Below are 19,046 nucleotides of genomic sequence, written 5' to 3'. Positions count from 1 at the left end.
TTTAAATTGCCCCTGAGCCACAAGCAGACTAGGATAGGCATTAATAGTTAGTTACCGAACGCCCTTTACAGGAGACAGGTTATGAAACATTCAATGTTAACTACCGCAAGCATGATTGCCCTGCTAACCCTTACCGGCTGCGATAATGCACCGCGAGAGACAGAGCAAGCGGCGGACACCACCGCCCAGCAAATTATGACGCTCAGTGCAGCCCAGAATAATCCGGCCCGCTCAACCTCCAATAAGCTTCGCGATGAGTTCCGCAACCCGGTTGAAACGCTACAGTTTTTTGGTATTGAGCCGGATATGACTGTAGTTGAAATCTGGCCCGGTAGCGGCTGGTATACGGAAATTCTGGCGCCTTACCTGCAAGCACAGGGAAAACTCTATGCAGCGCATTTCCCTGCGTCAGAAACCCGCGCTTATTACGCTAAGTCACGCCAGGATTTTGCTGACCGGATCATCAGTGACCCGTATTTCTCCGATGTCATCCTGACTGAATTCGCGCCGCTTGCTGATAGCGAAATCGCACCTCCGGGCAGCGCTGATATGGTACTGACCTTCCGTAACCTGCATAACTGGTATATGGCGCACGGCGAAGAAGGTGTCGAAAGCGCATTCAATGATTTTTATGAAGCCCTCAAACCGGGTGGCGTGCTGGGTGTAGTCGATCACCGTCTGCCGGAAGATCGCCCTGCAGAAGATATGGCCTCTACCGGATATATGAAAGAAAGCTGGGTGATAGAACAGGCCGAGCAAGCTGGTTTTGTCCTGGATGCAACCAGCGATGTGAATGCTAACCCCGACGACACCGCCGATCATCCGCGCGGCGTCTGGACCCTGCCGCCGACCCTGCGCCTGGGTGAAGATAACCGCGATTATTACGTTGGTATCGGCGAGAGTGACCGCTTTACCCTGCGCTTTGTGAAACCTGAAATAACGAGCGAGTAATGAGTTTAAGTATGAATGTATTGGTTATCGGCGGCGGTGGCCGCGAACACGCGCTGGCCTGGAAGGCAGCGCAGTCAGCATTAGCTGACACCGTTTATGTGGCACCCGGCAATGCGGGTACCGCTGGTGAAGAAGACATCGAGAACGTTAATATTAATGCCGAAGATATCGATGGCCTTCTGCATTTTGCTAAAACCAACAATGTCGGGCTTACCATCGTCGGCCCTGAGGCGCCGCTGGTCGCCGGTATTGTCGATAAGTTCCGGGCCGCCGGCCTGATGATTTTCGGCCCCACCCAGGCCGCAGCGCAGCTGGAAGGCTCTAAGGCTTTCAGTAAGGATTTCCTGGCGCGCCACAACATTCCTACGGCGGCCTACGGCACCTTTACCGATATTGAACAGGCAAAGTCTTATGTGCGCCAGCATGCTTTGCCCATTGTGATCAAAGCCGATGGGCTGGCGGCCGGCAAGGGCGTCATTATCGCAGAGTCTGAAGCCGACGCTTTTGCCGCTATTGACGACATGCTGGCAGGCAACCGCTTTGGCGAGGCAGGAAGCCGTGTCGTCATTGAAGAATTTCTGGTTGGCGAAGAAGCCAGTTTTATCGTTATGGTCGACGGCGTCACCGCACTACCATTTGCCTCCAGCCAGGACCATAAAGCCCGGGACGACGGTGATAAAGGCCCCAATACCGGTGGTATGGGCGCCTACTCGCCGGCTCCGGTGGTCACGCCGGAAGTACATGAGTGGGTTATGAATCATGTCATTCAGCCGACTATTGAAGGTATGGCTGATGAAGGCCACCCATACACTGGCTTTTTATACGCGGGTCTTATGGTGGCACCGGATGGCACTGCTAAGGTGCTGGAATTTAATTGCCGTTTTGGTGACCCCGAAACACAGCCGATTATGATGCGCTTACAGTCAGACCTGGTCGCGCTCAGTCTGGCTGCGTGTAAACAGGAGCTTAGCAAAGAAAGCATCGAATTTGATCAACGGGCAACTGTTGGTGTGGTGCTGGCGGCCGGCGGCTACCCCGATAAATATCTCAAAGGTGATGTTATTCAGGGTATCGACGCCGCCGAAACGACGGGCGCCAAAGTATTTCACGCTGGAACTAAGACCGATGAACAAGGCAACCTCATAACTGCCGGTGGCCGGGTACTCTGCGTTACCGCAATTGGGGATAACGTGACTGAAGCACAACGAGCAGCCTATCGGGCGGTTAAAGAAATCGACTGGCGGGATGTTTACTACCGGAATGATATCGCTCACCGGGCCATCGCCCGCGAGCAATAAATAAGAACACCGGAGCGCGCTACGCTGCAGCGCTCCGGCTTTTCTTTCGTTTAGTCTTCGACTACCAAATCATCATCGTCACTACTGCTTATTTCAAAAGCGTCGTCGGTATAACGACTACGGCCATACATACTGCCAACTTTCGGCCGGTTGATACGGGCCTGATACTTCGACCAGGCCTTTTCAACTAACGTCTCGGCTGCTTTCTCACCACGGGCAACTGCCAGTAGTGACTGCTCTTCTGCCGACACAGGCTCAATTTCACCACTCATCAGCGCCGCAATCAGGCTGCCATGCTTTGCCAGCAAGTCGCTTTCACGAATGGAGAAATCGCCTGAACGGGCAAAGCCGTAGGGATAATTTTTGAAGTCGTTAAACGCCTTCTTGGTGATCAAGTCACGGTTCATCATTGTCATTGTGTGCCTCTTCCTCCAGACCAACAACCAGCTAAAATTGGTTTCGCTGATAGCGACACTGACGATATAGAGATGAATCTTGTTCTTGTCAATAACTTTTTTATTTATTTACTTCTTCACGCACTTCAGCGACTTCTTCCGGAGTCACTTGACCGCCGCCATTGTCAAAATTCTGCAATATATAGGTCGCAATAGCCGCTATCTCAACATCAGTAAGATGGGGCTGCGCCGGCATCATCGCATTGTATGTTTTACCTTTTACTTCAAGCTCACCGGACATCCCAGATAGCACTGTTTTAGCGATGTGCAGCTTATTATCCTGAACATGCGGGTTGTCGCGCAGCGGCGGGAAAGCACCGGGGATGCCTTGCCCCTGAGCCTGGTGGCAAGCCAGGCAATTAGCCGCGTAGGACTTTTTCCCGTTTACCGCCATAGCGTCGGCTGGCATAAGTGCTACGGACAGAGCCGCGGCACCAAACAGAACCGGGTAACTTGCTCGGGCAAAAGGTAATTTCATACGTGCCTCCTTGAGTAATTCTGGTAAGCTGATAAGCAATTACATTAACCGTAAGTATGGTCGCTAAGCTTGATTTGATCCACGTTGATTCGGATCACTATTACCCGGGAGTTCCGCCATGAAAGTATTTGCGATGCTGGGAGCCCTTAACATGGCTATGGGTGTCATTTTAGGGGCCTTTGCTGCCCACAGCCTGAAGCAGCAGTTAAGCCCTGACATGCTGGCCGTATTTCAGGTAGGCGTGCAATATCAGATCTACCACGCGCTCGGCTTATTGCTCGTCAGCCTGTTGCTGCTGTATTTTCCTGACGCCAACGGCCTGCGTACCGGCGGCTGGATTCTCCTGGCCGGCATCGTGCTGTTCAGCGGTAGCCTTTACCTGCTCAGCCTGACTGGTATCAGCTGGTTTGGTCCCGTTACTCCTCTTGGCGGAGCAGCTTTTATTATTGGTTGGTTATGGATCGCCTATGCGGTGATTAAGGCCTGACAGGTAAGCAGCAACCTGATGAATATAAATTCATTAAATGTGCCTATATTTTCATCCTGAACAACTTTTTAGTTTCGCTTTATTTCGCCCCTACCTAAATGACTTTTCCCTTTGCATTGCTTTTAGTTAGAATTTATACATCTAACTATACAACCACTATATACACGCTAAATAACACGTTTTTTGTACAACTTTTCTCTTCGTAACGCTTTACTATTGCTGAGAAGTTCTTATTGTATGAGTTGTATAAACAACTTGGCCGGGTGAGAACTCCGTCATCAAGCACGCACTATAACTATAATTTTATTCAGGGTGACAATATGAAAAAACTACTTTTCTCAACCGTGGCAGTAGCCGTCGCAACCGCGATAACACCGGTGACAGTATCCGCTCAGGCGAACGATGCCGATCAAGCCAAAGTCGACGAACGCATTGTTGTCACCGGTTCCCGGATTAAGCGTACCGAAGCTGAGAGCGCCGCACCGGTGCAGGTTTTTACCGCTGAAGATATTGCCGTTTCGGGCGTAACCTCGCTAGAGATGGTGCTGCAACGCATGTCGGCTTCGGCCGGTTTTGCCGGTAATCAGAGCAACGCATACTGGACCGGTAACGGTTACGGTACGGCTCAGGTAAACCTGCGTGGTCTGGGTATAAACCGGACACTGGTGCTGCTTAATGGTCGCCGGATCGTCAACGGTGGCACTGGCGCTAACAGTTCAGTCGACCTGAACATGATTCCGGTAGAAGTGATTGAGCGTGTTGAAGTGCTGAAAGACGGCGCGTCAGCCATTTATGGTGCAGACGCGGTTGCTGGTGTTGTCAACATCATCACCAAAAAGAGCTATGACGGTTTCGCGATCGAAGCCCGCACTGGCGCTACTGATAGTGGCGATGCACAGGATCGTAGCGTTAACTTGATACTGGGTAGTTCCGGTGACCGAGGCAGCGTGATGGCAACCGTTGGTTACCGTTCATCTGATGCTCTTAATATGTCGGACCAGGCAAAATGTGCGCTGGCTGAAACCGTCCCCGGTGAGCTACGTTGTTTTGGTAGTTCCAGCACCATTGGTGGCCGGGCCACCGTTTTAACCGGTCCTAACGCTGGTCAACGAATCAATTTCAATCAGGATCCAAATGGCGACGGCGACTCATTCGCACCCTATGATCCAGCTATACATAACTTTGACTACTTCCCTTTCCTGAACTCGGTTAACCCGGTAAGCAACTGGAATTTTACAGCCTTTGGTGACTATCACCTGTCACCAGATACGACCTTCTTTAGCGAGTTTGTTTATAACAACCGAACTTCTGACCAGTTAGCGACGCCCGGCACCTTGCGCGGTATTGAATTCGATGCGAGCCATCCTACCAATCCTACGGGTGAAGATATCCGGCTGGATGGACGGCGCCTGCTGGAAGGCGGCCCACGGATCTTTTTCCAGGATGTTAATACCTTCCGCGTTGTCACAGGCCTGAACGGCGTTGTTGGCGAGGGCTGGAACTGGGAAGTCGCTTATAACTATGGCCGTAATACCGCTGTCGACGGCATGACCAACATCGTCAACACCCAGCGCCTGGCACAAGGCCTTGATCCCAATACTTGTGGCTCTAATGGTATCCCCTGTATCGACCTGTTAGGTTACGGCGATTTAACCGATGAAGCCCTGGATCACATCATGTTCCGTACCAGTGGTGATGGCGGTAACGAACAACGTTCACTAACTGCGAATATTACTGGTGACCTGTTCAGCTTGCCAGCTGGTTGGGTACCGGTTGCATTTGGTGCCGAGCATCGCAAAGAAAAAGGCTGGCGTAATCCGGATTCTTCTATTGCTGCCGGTATTATGAATACCAACCAGGCAGAGCCTATTGAAGGCAATTACACAGTCAATGAAGTCTATGTAGAAGCCTCGCTGCCACTGATCGCCGATAAGCAATTCGCACAGCACGTTAGCCTTGATCTGGCTTACCGCTACAGCGACTATGATACTTTCGGCAGCGACGGTAACTATAAGGCCAGTCTGCACTGGCAAGTGTCGGACGACCTGAAATTACGCGCGACCAAATCGACTGCGTTCCGTATTCCGAATATTCCAGAGCTGTTCGGAGGCGTGGCTGAAGGTAACCTGACGACTACAGATCCATGCGATGGCTGGGACCAGCCGGGCAAAGATCCTGTGGTGGCGGCGAACTGTAGCGCCGATGGTGTACCCGCAGGCTACACCCAGCTAGGTGCAACAGTACTGACAACGGTAGGCGGTAACCCGAAGCTGAAGCCGGAAGATGCGGATACCTTTACTGCCGGATTCGTCTGGGAAGTTTCCTTTATCGAAAACCTTCAGTTAACTGTTGATTACTACGACATCGATGTAAAAAACGCGATTCAAAGGATCCCGGGTTCAACCAAGCTGGCTGTTTGCTACAACTCTCAGAACCTGTCACATCCGTTCTGTTCACCAGACCACTTCACCCGTGATCCATTGACTGGCGAAATCAATTTCCTGTCAGCTCAGCCAACGAACGCAGCAACAGAAAATGTTTCTGGTATTGATGCGGCAGTGTTTTATAAAACAGAAATTGCTGGTTTAGACACCAACTTTGACTGGAACATCAGCTACCTGAATGAGTACACCTTTGCACCTTTTGAAGGCGCGCAGGAAATTGAGTACGCTGGTTATATCACGGGTGGCCGCGGCAGCTATGCCCAGTGGCGATCAAACGCATCGGCAACGGTGCACGGTGATAACTGGCGCGCCCATTACGGTATCCAGTATATCGGCGGCGCGGACGATATCAACGCATCCCCTGGTGATATTGGTGCCAAGGCTCCGAGCGTGTTTTATCACAACGTACAAGGTACTTACTACGTCAACAATGAGCTTAGTGTGACTGGTGGCGTCAATAACCTGTTCGATAAGGAACCACCCTTTATCCAGAGTTGGACTGATGCAAACACTGACACCATGACTTATGATTTACTTGGTCGTCAGTTATACGTCAAACTGCGCTACGCGTTCTGATAACTTCCCTGGCGGGCCGTCTGTTCTGCAGGCGGCCTTTTTTTCGGATTAGAATTCTGAGGTAATTCATGCCCCAACAACAACGCACAAGTCGTTGGCGAGTCTGGCACCGCTGGTTGTCCGTTATCTTTGGCATCCAGATGGTGATTTGGAGCATTAGCGGCGCCTACATGGTGTTTTTTGATCTTGATTTCATTCACGGTGACCATCTTGTTCAGGACATCACTACCGTTGTTCCTGCTGAGGCAGATATTCAACCGGTCAGCTCAGTAATTGAGCGTTATCCGCACAGCCAGTCGGTCACATTGGATACCCGTTGGATAAACCAGCAATTGCATTCCGTCTACATTGCCACAGGTCATCATGGCACTAAGTTACTGGATGCGAGCTCACTGGCACCCGTACAGTTAACGGAAGAGGATATTGTTGGGCTGGCTAATCGTTATTACGCCAAGGGTGAACCTAAGGTGCGTTCGGTTGTTTATCTTACCGAAAATCCGCCAACCGAATTAAATCCGAAACTTCTGCCTATCTGGCAGGTCAACTACGACGACTTCGGCAACACCAGTTTATACCTGTCACCGGAAACCGGCGAGATGCTGGTCAAACGTCATACCTTCTGGCGCGGCTTCGACTTTTTCTGGATGACCCACATCATGGATTATGAAGATCGCACCGACATTGAGTCGTGGTGGCTGCAAGGCTTTATGATTGGCACCTTTATTCTAATGATCACAGGCGTTGTGCTACTGGTGTATACCATCAGTTTCCGTCGCAAACGTCCCGGAGGTGCAGAATGATGCGATTTTTCCAATGGTTGCACCGCTGGGTAAGCCTGATCCTGGTAATTCAGGTGCTGTTATGGCTGGTTAGCGGCTTTTATTTCAGTCTCAGTGGCCATCATGGTATGTCGGGACACCAGTACCTTGAACATGGTGATCACGCCATGCTGAGTGATGTCAGCCCCGGGGTAGATATTGCGGACATTCGCGCCCGCTATCCTGATACAGAAACGGTTCGTCTGCATAGCACTGCTGGTATTCCTCAGTTCATCGTGACCACTGACGATACCACACACTACCTGAACGGTATTACCGGTGATCTCTGGCATACCGATCCGGAACTGGCCAAACGCATTGCCCTGGCAACTTATAATGGCCCTGGCGAGGTGGCGGCAGTTACGGCAATTCAGGGATCCGATGAGATCCTCGACTGGAACGATGCCGGATACCGTATTGATCTGGAAGATGACCTCAACACCCGCATCTACATTGACGCTGCTTCAGGTCAGATGCTGAATCACCGCAATACGCCTTGGACCATTGCTGACTGGGCGTTCCGCCTGCACTTCATGGACTACACCGGCGGCCGCAGTTTTAACCACCTGTTGATCTGGAGTGCCGGGCTGTTTGCTTTATGGTTCTCGCTGTCGGGTCTGATTCTGCTGGTAAATAACTTCGCTAAAGGGGACATGAACCCGCGCCGTAAGCCAACTATGCTTGAGCAGTTACAGCGCGAGCAGAAGCCGGTAGCCAGTAGCTGTGGTGGCGGTGGTACTTGCGGTTTGTGTAAGGTGACTCTCGAAGGTGAACGTTTGCCAGAACCAACTACGGCCGAGAAAGTCTTACTTAGTGAGTCGGAGCTGGAAGGCGGGCTGCGTTTGTCCTGTCAGCACCGCGTTGACGACCGCTATACCGTAAAATTGCCTGATCATAATGCGGCAACGGTGACACTGGAGTTGGCGGAAAAGCGCCTGTTGTCTCCTTCTATTGTTGAGCTCACGTTTAAGAGCAGCGAAGCCGTTGAGTACCAGGCCGGACAATTCATGCAGTTCTGTATTCCTCACCGGGAGCAGGTCCTGACCCGCCACTACTCTATGGCGACCCCGTTCGATCCGCATCGCTTTGTATTCACGGTGCGGCAGATGCCATCGCCAGGCGATAAGATTCCGCCGGGCATTGGTTCAACTTACCTCTGCGCACTGGAGAAGGGCGCGATGGTCGAGACGATCGGACCTTTTGGCGACTTTGTGCTGAGCCAGGGCAATCAACGCACGCAGCTGTTTATCGGCGGCGGCGCAGGCATAGCGCCACTCAGGGCCCTGTTACAGACTGAGTTAGCTAAAGCTCAACCTCGTGATTGTGTGTTTTTCTACGGAGCGCGACATGTCAGCGAGCTTTGTTACCGCAACGAGTTCACCGCAGCTACAGGGGTAAGCTATATCCCGGTGATTTCAGAGTCTGAGGAAAATCGGGCCTGGACCGGAGCCAGAGGTTTCGTCCACGAAGAGGCGCAAGCCTGGATTAAACATCAGAATGTCGAGCAGCTTGACGTCTACGTCTGTGGCCCGCCGCCCATGCTTAAGGCGACTATGGCCATGTTGGCAGAGGCAGGCGTGCCAAGGAATCAAATCCGCTTCGATGACTTTGGTATCTGACTGACCTCACCCTGGTAGCAATACAAAGGCCGGTATAGTGCGCCAACACTATGCTGGCCTTTTAGCAATGAGGTACCAGCGCCAGCGACTCCTGCCAAGCCTCCTGCTCATTAAACCCTTCAGTTATCTGCAAACTGCCTGTGCTGTTGGCTGAAATATGCTCTGTTATATAGCTCGGATAATAGGCCGGCTTACCAATTTTAAGAATGCGTTGGCAGACCTCAGTATTATCAGTCAAAAGCTCTACCACCTCAGCTTGCAAACGATTGAGCTCAGCTTTCGGACGGCCGCTCAGCGCATACATCCGCAACAGCGCGACAACCTGTGGCGCCGCTTCATTAGCTACCCGCCTGGCATCGTAAACACCGTACAAAGTAGCCATGGTGTATAGGGCAGCAGCGTGCTTATAGTTTTGTTTATCCATGCATGACGTCAGCCCGGCAAAAATATCTGCCGGATTATTACTGCTGCTGACTTCGTCAAGCGACACACAGCCAAGCGGTGTAGAGGCTCCGAGGTTTGTGCAAAGCAGGGTGAAGATTAAGGCTAGAGTAGCTTTCATTGTCGGACCATCCCTGAGAAGTGAACAATTATTCCACATCGCTAGCTTGTCACAACCTCATCGCTACGTCACCAAGTTATTTTTTTAACATTGATGTGCAGTTATTCATCACTGGTAGATTCGTAACCTGACATCCGCTGTTAACTTCAACTGATCCAGGTCACTAACGGCCGCACGTCCCTCACTACTTGCGCGGTATAGGTGGGGTGTCATGGTAAGTAAATCCAAAATGTCGTCATGACGAGTTAGTTCAAAAGGAAAACTTATGACGTGTTCAGCAATTTTACTAAACCCACCATCCAGCGCCGGAGTATGGTCAGGTTTTGGTTTAATATCGGAATAAATAATCTGCTTCAACTCAATAAGATGGGCGGGACCGGGGTCGATCATAAGCAGCTTTCCACCGGGTCGGAGTACCCGTCGGAATTCATCTGCGACGGGGAAACCAAATACGCAAAGTACGGCGTCAACGCTTGCACCAGCCAGGGGTATCGCCGCATTTGATGCCACTAACCAGGTCAATCGAGAGTCCCGTCTGGCCGCTGCCATAACCGCCCACTTCGAGATATCCAACCCGGCTACCGCCAACGGTGTTTGTTGTGCTTCAGCGTGCTGAACGATACGACGCAGGTAATAGCCTTCGCCACATCCAGCGTCCAGTAAACTGCTCAGGTTCAGATCAAATAGTTGCGTCGCCAACGCGTCTGCGACCGGTTGATAGCTTCCCTTATCAAGAAAACGCTGGCGCGCCTGCACCATAGCTTTACTGTCACCCGGATCTTTCGAGCGTTTGTTCTGCACCGGCAACAGATTAACGTAGCCCTGCCGGGCAATATCGAAACTGTGGCCATGGGCACACCGCCAACTATTTTCGGCTCGTTCGAGCACGTCGCCATCAAGCGGGCAAATCAGATTTTCTATACCGGTAATGATGAGCTGTATCCTTTCATTAAGCTGGAGTGGTCAGCAGGTGCTCCGGCACCATGGCGTCGAGAATGGCGCAATTGGGCGCACTATTCCCGCCACAATCGGCTGCCAGTTGCGCTAACGCCCCTTGCATGCGGGTCAGTTCAGCTATTTTCTGGCTGATATCGGTCAGATGCTGTTCGGCAATGGCTTTTACTTCCCGACTTTCGCGGCAGGGATCACGCCAGAGCCTGAGTAGTGACTGAATTTCTTCCAGCGAAAATCCCAGATCCCGTGCTTGCCGGATAAACCCCAGTTGTTGTAGCAAAAAACCATTATATAAGCGGTAACCTGATGCGGTGCGGGCTGCCTCAGGCAGCATGCCAATTTCTTCATAGTAGCGAATCATTTTAGCCGATACACCGGTCAATGTCGCAGCTTCGCCAATCGTTAATGGTTTACCCATGTGATTACTCCTTTTTACCCCAGCGTTGCAGCAGTAACGCGTTACTCACTACCAGCAAGCTACTGAAAGCCATAGCGCCCCCAGCCAGGATTGGGTTCAGATAACCTAATGCTGCCAGCGGAATACCCAGTGTATTAAATATAAAGGCCCAGAACAGGTTCTGTTTAATCTTCCGGTAGGTTAGCCGGGATAACTTTAGTGCCAGCACCACCAGTCTCGTTTCACCCCGCATCAGGGTCATATCGGCGGCGCTGATAGCAACCTCGGTGCCAGTTGACATGGCCATACCTAAATCAGCCTGGGCTAGCGCCGGCGCATCATTAATGCCGTCGCCGACCATAGCCACGCGATAGCCCTGCTCCTGATAGCGAGCAATAAAATCTGCCTTATCGCCGGGTAAAACCTCAGCCTCAAACCGATCCAACTTGAGCTCTGCAGCAACCACTTCGGCACTCGTCTGGCTATCGCCGGTCAACATGGCGACCGCGATGCCCTGCTGCTGAAGTTGCGCAACCGTGTGCCTGGCTTCTGGTTTTATTGCGTCACGAAAACAAAACAGCCCAAGGAGTTCAGTCGTACCGGCCTCTGAACATGCCAGCCAGGCTACTGACGCGCCTTTGCTTTCAATCTTATCCAGTGGCAGCTCCACGCCCAATTCGCGCATCCAGTGGCTACTCCCCATCACGAGTTGCTCGCCGTCGAGCGTGGCTTTGACGCCATGGCCAGCCACCACCTGAAAGTTTTCTGTGGTGCGCGGCACAATTCCTTCCTGCTCAGCGGCGGCCACTACCGCTTTACCGAGCGGATGCTCGCTGTGTTGTTGCAGCGCACAAGCGAGCTCAAGCAGATTATGTTCGGTATCATTAAGTGCCGTGCGCTGGGTGAGCGTCGGCTGCCCCATGGTAAGGGTTCCGGTTTTGTCGAACACCACCAGATCGACCTGCTTGGCCTGCTCAAGTGCCGCCGCATCTTTTACCAGGATACCTAAACGGGCGGCAGTTCCGGTGCCCGCCATAATGGCGGCGGGAGTGGCCAGGCCTAAGGCACAAGGGCAAGCGATGACCAATACCGCCACCGCATTCAGAATACCAGCGACCCAGGCCTCAGCAATAAGCCCCCAGCCCAGTAAAGTGAGCAAGGCCACCACCAGCACCACCGGTACAAATACCGCCGCCACCCTGTCAACCAGAGCCTGCACCGGCGCTTTGGCGCCTTGTGCCTGCTCAACCATGTGGATGATTTTCGACAAGGTTGATTCCGTACCCACACCCGACGCCTGTAACTGCAGTACGCCGTCAAGGTTGATTGAACCGCCGATTACCTTGTCACCGGCACGCTTATGCAACGGAATGCTTTCGCCGCTGATCAGGGCTTCGTCAACATTGCTCTGCCCGGAGATCACTTCGCCATCGACCGGTATTCGCTCGCCCGGTAATACTTTGACGGTCTGCCCGTCGCTCACTGCGGTCGCCGCTACCGTGACCCAACTATCACCTTTCATTATGCGGGCCTCGGTAGGTCTCAGGCTTTCAAGTGCTCGCAGCGCATCAGTGGTTTTTTCTTTGGCGCGCTGTTCGAGGTACTTACCGAGCAACACCAGGGTCAGTACCGCACTACTGGTTTCAAAATAGAGTTCAGGCGCGCCGTGCTGCCCACTGAAAGTGAACCATAAATAAACGGATAAACCGTAGGCGGCGCTGGTACCTATCGCAATTAATAAATCCATATTACCGGTGCCGGCTTTGACTGCCAGCCAACCGGCCCGATAGAAACGTGCGCCAAAGTAAAACTGCACCGGCGTGGCAAGCAACCACTGCCAGAACGGCGGCAGCATCCAGTGTTTACCGAATAACAGGCCAACCATAGGAACCACTAAGGGAATGGTCAGCAATGCGGCGCCAGCGACAGCAAACCAGTCTTGTCGATAAAAAGGTTTATCGGCAGCGGCTTCAGAAGTTTTGCCAGCGTCGGTGGCTTCCAGCCGGTAGCCGCCCTTTTCAACTGCTGCCGCCAATTGCCCGGCATCAACAGAAGCAGTTACCGCCACGGAAACCTGTTCGGTTGCCAGATTGACGTTGGTACTAAGCACACCCGGCACCGCGTTGAGCGCGTTCTCCACGCGCTTAACGCAGGAGCCGCAGCTCATGCCGGTTACCTTAAATTGGAGTTGTTTATGGGTCGTCATGGGAAAGCCTTACCGGTTAATCTGGCTAAATAAGTTAAGACTAAGATAAAGCTTCCCCTTATGGGAAGGTCAAGCGACACTTAAAAGATAAATTAGCCGAATAATTTAAGTGCCAGCTTAGCGACCTTTTCACCCTGATGCCGGGCCAGTGTCTTTTCCCGGTCATCGGGTTGCCGTGAACCGTCAGCGCCGGCGATAGTGGAAACGCCGTACGGGGTGCCGCCGCCAACTGCATCAGCATCCATCATCGCAGAATGGGTGTAACCTAAGGGCACCAGAATAAAGCCCTGATGAGCCAGAGTGGTCCAGGTTGAGGTGATCGTCATTTCCGCACCACCGCCTGTTGCGGTTGAGGTAAATACACTGGCGATCTTGCCGGCTAGCGCGCCATCCTGCCAAAGCCCGCCTGTCTGATCAAAGAAGTTTCGCATCTGACCTGACATATTACCGAAGCGGGTGGGCGTGCCCACAATCAGCGCATCGTAGTCAGTCAAGTCGCTGACTTCGGCTACCGGCGCATCCTGATCCGTCTTGCCGCCGGCATCTTCAAAGCGTTCTTCCGACATCGTTTCGGGTACGCGTTTGACGTCCGCCTCGACACCATCAACGGATCGGACTCCTTCAGCGACTGTATGCGCCATGGTTTCAATATGTCCGTACATCGAATAATACAAGACTAAAACTTTTGCCATGAGTTAGCTCCTTTCAAAAAATTGAACGGTGCAATAACTTTAGCTGCTCAGACAGATTTCATCCAATCGGGAGGCCCGCATCGGTAAGAAAGGTATTCGGAGGAAATCTGGAGCGGGAAACGAGATTCGAACTCGCGACCCCAACCTTGGCAAGGTTGTGCTCTACCACTGAGCTATTCCCGCATCGGTAAGAAAGGTATTCGGAGGAAGTCTGGAGCGGGAAACGAGATTCGAACTCGCGACCCCAACCTTGGCAAGGTTGTGCTCTACCACTGAGCTATTCCCGCAGAAACTTCTGTTGCCAAACGTGACAACGGAGGCGAATTTTACTGAATTCAGTGGGCTTTGCAACCGTTTTTGTAGCTTATTCGCCCTGAATGCTGAAAAAGTGCTCACGGTAGTAGCGTAACTCTTCAATCGACTCCCGAATATCTGCCAACGCGGTATGCGCGCCCTGCTTGGTGAGACCTTCTGCCACCGCTGGTGCCCAGTATTTCGCCAGTTGTTTAACCGTGCTGACATCCAGATTCCGGTAGTGGAAAAAAGCTTCGAGCTCGGGCATATGACGGGCCAGAAACCGGCGATCCTGGCAGATACTATTACCGCACATTGGGGAGCTGCCAGGCGTTACATATTGCTGCAGAAATTCGATTGTCGCATTGCTGGCATCGCTTTCAGAGACGGTGCTTTGCTGTACTCGTTTCACCAGTCCGGAGCCGGTATGAGTGCGCACATTCCAGTCATCCATCTTGTCCAGGTTAGCCTGTGGCTGATGCACGGCAATCACCGGGCCTTCAGCAAGAACGTTCAGGTCATAGTCGGTCACTATAGTGGCTATTTCAATAATATGATCATAGTCCGGATCAAGGCCTGTCATCTCCAGATCAATCCAGATTAACCGCTGTGCTGCTTGGCTGGCGGACGAATTCATAACAACTATCCTTTAGGGTCGGTTACAATTAACTTCAGGCGCTATTGTGCGTAATAAGGTATGATTCTTACAGTATTAACTGAATTATATTTAATTCAACCGGTTTTCATAAAGTAGGTAGTGGTGGCAAAACAACGACGTTTAAACAAAGGTCAGATTCGACGCGTGCGGGCTAACCAGCAGAAGCGACTGGATCAGGCCGGGCTGGAGCCGGAAACAACCGCGGATACCGTGGGCGGCCCCGAGGCGGGCATTGTCATTAGCCGTTTCGGGCAGCAGGCTATTATTGCCACCGCCGACGATAGCCCCATGCGCTGTCATATCCGTCGTACCGTCGAATCGCTGGTTTGTGGTGATGAAGTGGTCTGGCGCCGGTTAGACCCCAGCTCCGCCGAAGATGTCGGCGGCGTCATTGAAGCGGTGCAGCCGCGGCGCTCATTGCTGAGCCGGCCCGACTACTATGATGGCCTCAAGCCTGTGGCCGCCAATGTTGACCAGATTCTCATCATATCGAGCCTGTTACCAGCATTTTCGACCCAGATCATTGACCGCTATCTGGTCGCCTGTGAAGACATTGAGGTCACTCCTGTCATTGTGCTTAATAAAGCCGATTTGATGACAGAGTTGTCTCCAGAAGAGCAAGCTCAGGTGGATACCGCCTTACAGATGTACCAGGACATTGGCTACCAGGTACTTAAAGTCAGCGCTAAAGAAATTAATGGTCTGAAACCGCTGCGCGACGTATTACAAGATAATGTGTCTATTGTGGTCGGACAGTCCGGGGTCGGTAAGTCGTCCCTGGTTAATGCCTTGCTACCAGAAATTGATGCCAGTGTTGGCGCTATTTCAGGCGGCTCTGGCCTGGGTCAGCACACCACCACCGTGGCAACGCGCTATCCCTTGCCTGACGGTGGCGTATTGATTGACTCGCCTGGTATCCGCGAGTTTGCGCTATGGCACCTCGAGCCGGATCGGGTGGCCTGGTGCTTCCGGGATTTCCGGCCTTTTTTGGGTCAGTGTAAATTCCGCGACTGCAAACATGTCGACGACCCGGGCTGCGCATTACAACAAGCAGTGGTGGATGGTGACCTGCACGAACTTAGGCTGTACAATTTCCACCGGATTATTGAATCGATGTCGCTGAAAAAGCCATCACGTGCTACCGCTAAAGGATCGAAAACGTGAACCTGGATAAACTTAAAATTCAGATACAACACCTGACACCCAAGCATGGCCTCTCGCGCCTGGTTGGCAAATATGCAGCTGCCCGCTGGGGCTGGCTGACGCAGCTTTTTATTCGCTTTTTCATCTGGCGCTATAAAGTCGATATGTCTGAGGCGATTATAGAAAATCCGTCAGGCTACAAAACCTTTAATGATTTCTTTACCCGCTATCTGAAGCCAGAAGTACGTCCGTTCAAGGCCTCCGGCGACAAGCAGTTTGCCCACCCGGTGGACGGCGCTATGAGTCAGTTCGGTGACATTGAGGACGGCCGTATTTTTCAGGCCAAAGGCCATTATTATAGCCTGACGGAACTGGTCGGCGGCGATCCGCGCGATGCCCATCCGTTCCGCAACGGTGATTTTGCCACTGTGTACCTGGCCCCGCGCGACTATCACCGGATTCATATGCCATGGGACGGTACCTTACGGAAGATGATTTATGTTCCGGGTGACCTCTACTCAGTAAACCCGATGACCGCCGCTAACGTGCCGAATCTGTTTGCGCGTAACGAGCGCGTAGTCGCTATTTTTGACAGCGAATTTGGCAAGTTCGCGATGGTGCTGGTGGGCGCCACTATAGTCGCCAGCATCGGCACCGTCTGGTCCGGTACTGTCACCCCGCCGCGGGGTCCGAAGGTGCACAGCTGGGAGTATCCGGGTAGCGGTGATCAGGCTATACACCTGAAGAAAGGTGAGGAAATGGGCCACTTTAAGCTCGGCTCCACGGTTATTTTGCTATTCCCAGAGGATATCATCGACTTTGCCGATGATCTTAAACCGCTGGACACCACCCGCATGGGTGAAATCCTGGGCGAACGCGACTAAGCGTTATGCTGATACTGGCGCACCGCGGCGCGAGCTTTGAAGCGCCGGAAAATACCCTGCCGGCTTTCAGCCGTGCACTGGACGCCGGTGCCGACGGCATTGAACTTGATATTTATCCGTTGCAGGATGAGTGGATCGTCTTTCATGATCGTTACCTGACCCGCCTGGCGGCCCATCCCGGCCGCCTTTGTGACCTCACTCTGGCCCAGGTTCGCCGACTGAAAGTATTTGGCCAACACCCGGTACCGACGCTGGCTGAGGCGCTGGAATTTATTGACGGCCGCTGCATGGTCAATATCGAACTCAAGGGAGCCGATATCCGCCGGGGGCTGACCCGCCATTTAGTGCACGCGGTCGAGAACGCTAATTTCAAACCTGAACAGCTGATTATTTCCAGCTTCAACCATCACTGGCTAAAGCAACTTAAGCAGGACCATCCTGAGCAGCGCATCGGCGCTCTTACATCTGCCTGCCCGCTGACGTACGCGCAGTTTGCCGAAGAGCTGGATGCCTGGTCGGTGCACGCCGATGTGGATTTTGTCACCAGAGAGTTCGTCGAGGATGCCCACCAACGCAACCTGAAGGTTTTTGTTTATACCGTAGATGAACCTGAAGATATCTATGAAATGAAAACCATGGGGGTCGATGGCATTTTTACCAACGACCCTCGCCGTAGTATTAATGTTCTGGGCGGACTGCCAGTCAGCCCTCCAGAACTTAAGAAAAACATTTAGCCGGCAGCCGCCGAATTAGCGCCTTCCGCTCGCAGGGTGTTCGCGCTGCAACTCTTCTAACTGATGCGTAAGCTGCAATGGTGACGTGGTATTACGAGCCAATAGCGAATACAGCGACGGAATGACGAAAATTGTCAAAAACGCCGACAGCGCAACACCACAGAAGATAACCATACCGATGACCATACGGCTTTCCGCACCGGGGCCGGATCCCAAAATCAGCGGCACGGCACTCATAATGGTGGTAAAGGCGGTCATGACAATTGGCCGTAACCGCTGCTGTGAACCGCGCACCAGGGCTTCATCAAACTCAAGGCCCGAATCGCGCAACTGGTTGACGAATTCAACAATCAGAATACCGTTTTTCGCCGCCAGCCCAATCAGCATGACGATACCTATCTGGCTATAGATATTCAGGCTCATATCGGCCAGATAAAGCCCGATTACCGCGCCCAGAAACGCCAGCGGTACCATCAGCATAATGATCAGCGGATGGATAAAGCTTTCGAACTGCGCCGCCAGCACCAGATAGGCAATTACCAGCGCCAGGATAAACACAAAAATGACCGAACTACCGCTCTCTTTATATAGTTGTGATTCGCCCTTGTAATCGATGGACACATCGTCCGGAAGTTGTTCGTGCACGATGTTTTCAAGATAAGTCAGGGCTTCACCCAATGAGTAGCCTTCAGCAAGGTTTGCCTCAATGGTAATGCTGCGCATGCGGTTGTAGCGGTTCAGGCTGCCAGAGGTCGCCCGCTCTTCAATGGTCACCAGATTCGATAACGGAATCAGCTCGCCACTGGAGTTAGAGCGAACATAAATATTATCGATAGCGGTCGGGCTGCGATAGTCAGCGCGTTCGCCTTCAAGGATAACATCATATTCTTCACCCCGGTCCAGATAAGTGGTCGCCCGGCGCTGACCCAGCATGGTTTCCAGCGTACGGCCGATATCACCGACAGACACCCCCATATCCGAAGCGCGCTCCTGGTTAATCCGAATCAGCAGTTGCGGCAGCGTCTGCCGATAGTCACTATCGACATTCAGCAGTTGCGGGTTTTTACTTGCCTCTTCAATAACCACATCCCGATAAGCTGCAAGCTGCTCGTAGGTGTTCCCCTGCAGCACAAACTGCACCGGCCGGCCACCGCCACCACTGATGCCGCTGCGCATAAAGGCAAAGGCCTGGACACCGGTTACCGTATTGAGCTTTTCTGACACTTCTTTCATCAAATCAAAAGTGGACCACTCGCGCTCATCAAAAGGAATAGCGCCAACAATGGCTATACCGGCCGACCCGCCCCAACCCGGCGAACGGATAATCAGACGGTCAATTTTTCCCTGGTCGATATAAGGGAGCAGGATCGCTTCGACTTCACGCATATGGGCTGCG

18 protein-coding genes and 2 tRNA genes are annotated in these 19,046 nt (G+C 52.5%); 9 read left to right on the top strand and 11 right to left on the bottom strand.

What is annotated here, in order from left to right:
* Positions 1–81: 81 nt before the first annotated feature.
* Entirely contained in the window at positions 82–951 is an 870-nt protein-coding gene (locus R3196_RS07975) for a methyltransferase (RefSeq protein ID WP_318936242.1), read from the top strand.
* Between the two features lie 11 nt (positions 952–962).
* Positions 963–2,249 (top strand): phosphoribosylamine--glycine ligase, encoded by a 1,287-nt coding sequence (gene purD, locus R3196_RS07970; protein ID WP_318936261.1) that lies wholly within the window; start codon positions 963–965, stop codon positions 2,247–2,249.
* A 50-nt stretch (positions 2,250–2,299) separates the two neighbouring features.
* On the opposite strand, the gene maoP is transcribed toward purD, so the two are convergent.
* Together maoP and R3196_RS07960 are read right to left on the bottom strand one after the other, a co-directional pair.
* The gene (gene maoP, locus R3196_RS07965) at positions 2,300–2,665 is read right to left on the bottom strand and encodes a DUF413 domain-containing protein (protein ID WP_318936241.1); all 366 of its coding nucleotides are present in this window, start codon (positions 2,663–2,665) and stop codon (positions 2,300–2,302) included.
* Between the two features lie 100 nt (positions 2,666–2,765).
* Positions 2,766–3,182, bottom strand: a complete 417-nt coding sequence (locus R3196_RS07960; RefSeq protein WP_318936240.1) for a cytochrome c — start codon at positions 3,180–3,182, stop codon at positions 2,766–2,768.
* Between the two features lie 118 nt (positions 3,183–3,300).
* Here R3196_RS07960 and R3196_RS07955 point away from each other — a divergent pair, with 118 nt between their 5' ends.
* The 4 genes from R3196_RS07955 to R3196_RS07940 all read left to right on the top strand — a co-directional run bounded on the left by R3196_RS07955 (position 3,301) and on the right by R3196_RS07940 (position 9,126).
* On the top strand, positions 3,301–3,669 hold the full coding sequence (locus R3196_RS07955; protein WP_318936239.1) for a DUF423 domain-containing protein: 369 nt from the start codon (positions 3,301–3,303) through the stop codon (positions 3,667–3,669).
* A gap of 320 nt (positions 3,670–3,989) precedes the next feature.
* The gene (locus R3196_RS07950) at positions 3,990–6,689 is read left to right on the top strand and encodes a TonB-dependent receptor (protein ID WP_318936238.1); all 2,700 of its coding nucleotides are present in this window, start codon (positions 3,990–3,992) and stop codon (positions 6,687–6,689) included.
* 68 nt (positions 6,690–6,757) lie between these two features.
* Positions 6,758–7,489, top strand: a complete 732-nt coding sequence (locus R3196_RS07945) for a PepSY domain-containing protein (RefSeq protein ID WP_318936237.1) — start codon at positions 6,758–6,760, stop codon at positions 7,487–7,489.
* Entirely contained in the window at positions 7,486–9,126 is a 1,641-nt protein-coding gene (locus R3196_RS07940) for a 2Fe-2S iron-sulfur cluster-binding protein (protein ID WP_318936236.1), read from the top strand. The genes R3196_RS07945 and R3196_RS07940 overlap by 4 nt, the downstream gene beginning before the upstream one ends.
* Positions 9,127–9,187: 61 nt before the next feature.
* Here the strand turns inward: R3196_RS07940 and R3196_RS07935 are convergent, their stop codons facing one another.
* The 8 genes from R3196_RS07935 to orn form a co-directional block, all read right to left on the bottom strand.
* A complete protein-coding gene (locus R3196_RS07935; RefSeq protein ID WP_318936235.1) occupies positions 9,188–9,688 on the bottom strand; it encodes a hypothetical protein in 501 nt (166 codons plus the stop codon).
* A 108-nt stretch (positions 9,689–9,796) separates the two neighbouring features.
* Positions 9,797–10,597 (bottom strand): putative RNA methyltransferase, encoded by an 801-nt coding sequence (locus tag R3196_RS07930; protein ID WP_413242909.1) that lies wholly within the window; start codon positions 10,595–10,597, stop codon positions 9,797–9,799.
* A 40-nt stretch (positions 10,598–10,637) separates the two neighbouring features.
* Positions 10,638–11,060 carry a Cu(I)-responsive transcriptional regulator gene (gene cueR / locus R3196_RS07925; protein WP_318936233.1) on the bottom strand — a complete coding sequence of 141 codons (423 nt, stop codon included), beginning with the start codon at positions 11,058–11,060 and terminating at the stop codon, positions 10,638–10,640.
* A gap of 4 nt (positions 11,061–11,064) precedes the next feature.
* A complete protein-coding gene (locus R3196_RS07920; protein WP_318936232.1) occupies positions 11,065–13,245 on the bottom strand; it encodes a heavy metal translocating P-type ATPase in 2,181 nt (726 codons plus the stop codon).
* A gap of 92 nt (positions 13,246–13,337) precedes the next feature.
* Positions 13,338–13,937, bottom strand: coding sequence for an NAD(P)H:quinone oxidoreductase (gene wrbA / locus R3196_RS07915; protein WP_318936231.1), 600 nt, complete (start codon positions 13,935–13,937; stop codon positions 13,338–13,340).
* A 108-nt stretch (positions 13,938–14,045) separates the two neighbouring features.
* A tRNA-Gly gene (locus R3196_RS07910) sits at positions 14,046–14,120 on the bottom strand.
* 29 nt (positions 14,121–14,149) lie between these two features.
* Positions 14,150–14,224: transfer RNA gene (locus tag R3196_RS07905), tRNA-Gly, on the bottom strand.
* A gap of 77 nt (positions 14,225–14,301) precedes the next feature.
* Entirely contained in the window at positions 14,302–14,868 is a 567-nt protein-coding gene (gene orn, locus R3196_RS07900) for an oligoribonuclease (protein ID WP_318936230.1), read from the bottom strand.
* A gap of 123 nt (positions 14,869–14,991) precedes the next feature.
* Between orn and rsgA the strand changes: the two genes are divergently transcribed.
* The 3 genes from rsgA to R3196_RS07885 are packed head-to-tail and all read left to right on the top strand — an operon-like array spanning position 14,992 to position 17,650.
* Complete coding sequence (gene rsgA / locus R3196_RS07895; RefSeq protein ID WP_318936229.1) at positions 14,992–16,053, top strand: small ribosomal subunit biogenesis GTPase RsgA; 1,062 nt, start codon at positions 14,992–14,994, stop codon at positions 16,051–16,053.
* On the top strand, positions 16,050–16,916 hold the full coding sequence (gene asd / locus R3196_RS07890; protein WP_318936228.1) for an archaetidylserine decarboxylase: 867 nt from the start codon (positions 16,050–16,052) through the stop codon (positions 16,914–16,916). Before rsgA ends, asd begins: the two co-directional genes overlap by 4 nt.
* A gap of 5 nt (positions 16,917–16,921) precedes the next feature.
* Entirely contained in the window at positions 16,922–17,650 is a 729-nt protein-coding gene (locus R3196_RS07885; RefSeq protein ID WP_318936227.1) for a glycerophosphodiester phosphodiesterase, read from the top strand.
* Positions 17,651–17,665: 15 nt separating this feature from the next.
* Here R3196_RS07885 and R3196_RS07880 read toward each other — a convergent pair.
* The coding region (locus tag R3196_RS07880) for an efflux RND transporter permease subunit (protein WP_318936226.1) at positions 17,666–19,046 on the bottom strand (1,381 nt) is incomplete at its 5' end.

The organism is Pseudidiomarina sp. (genome assembly GCF_033722695.1).
In the GTDB taxonomy this organism is placed as follows: Bacteria; Pseudomonadota; Gammaproteobacteria; order Enterobacterales; family Alteromonadaceae; genus Pseudidiomarina.
This window is presented reverse-complemented; position numbering and strand designations above follow the sequence as displayed.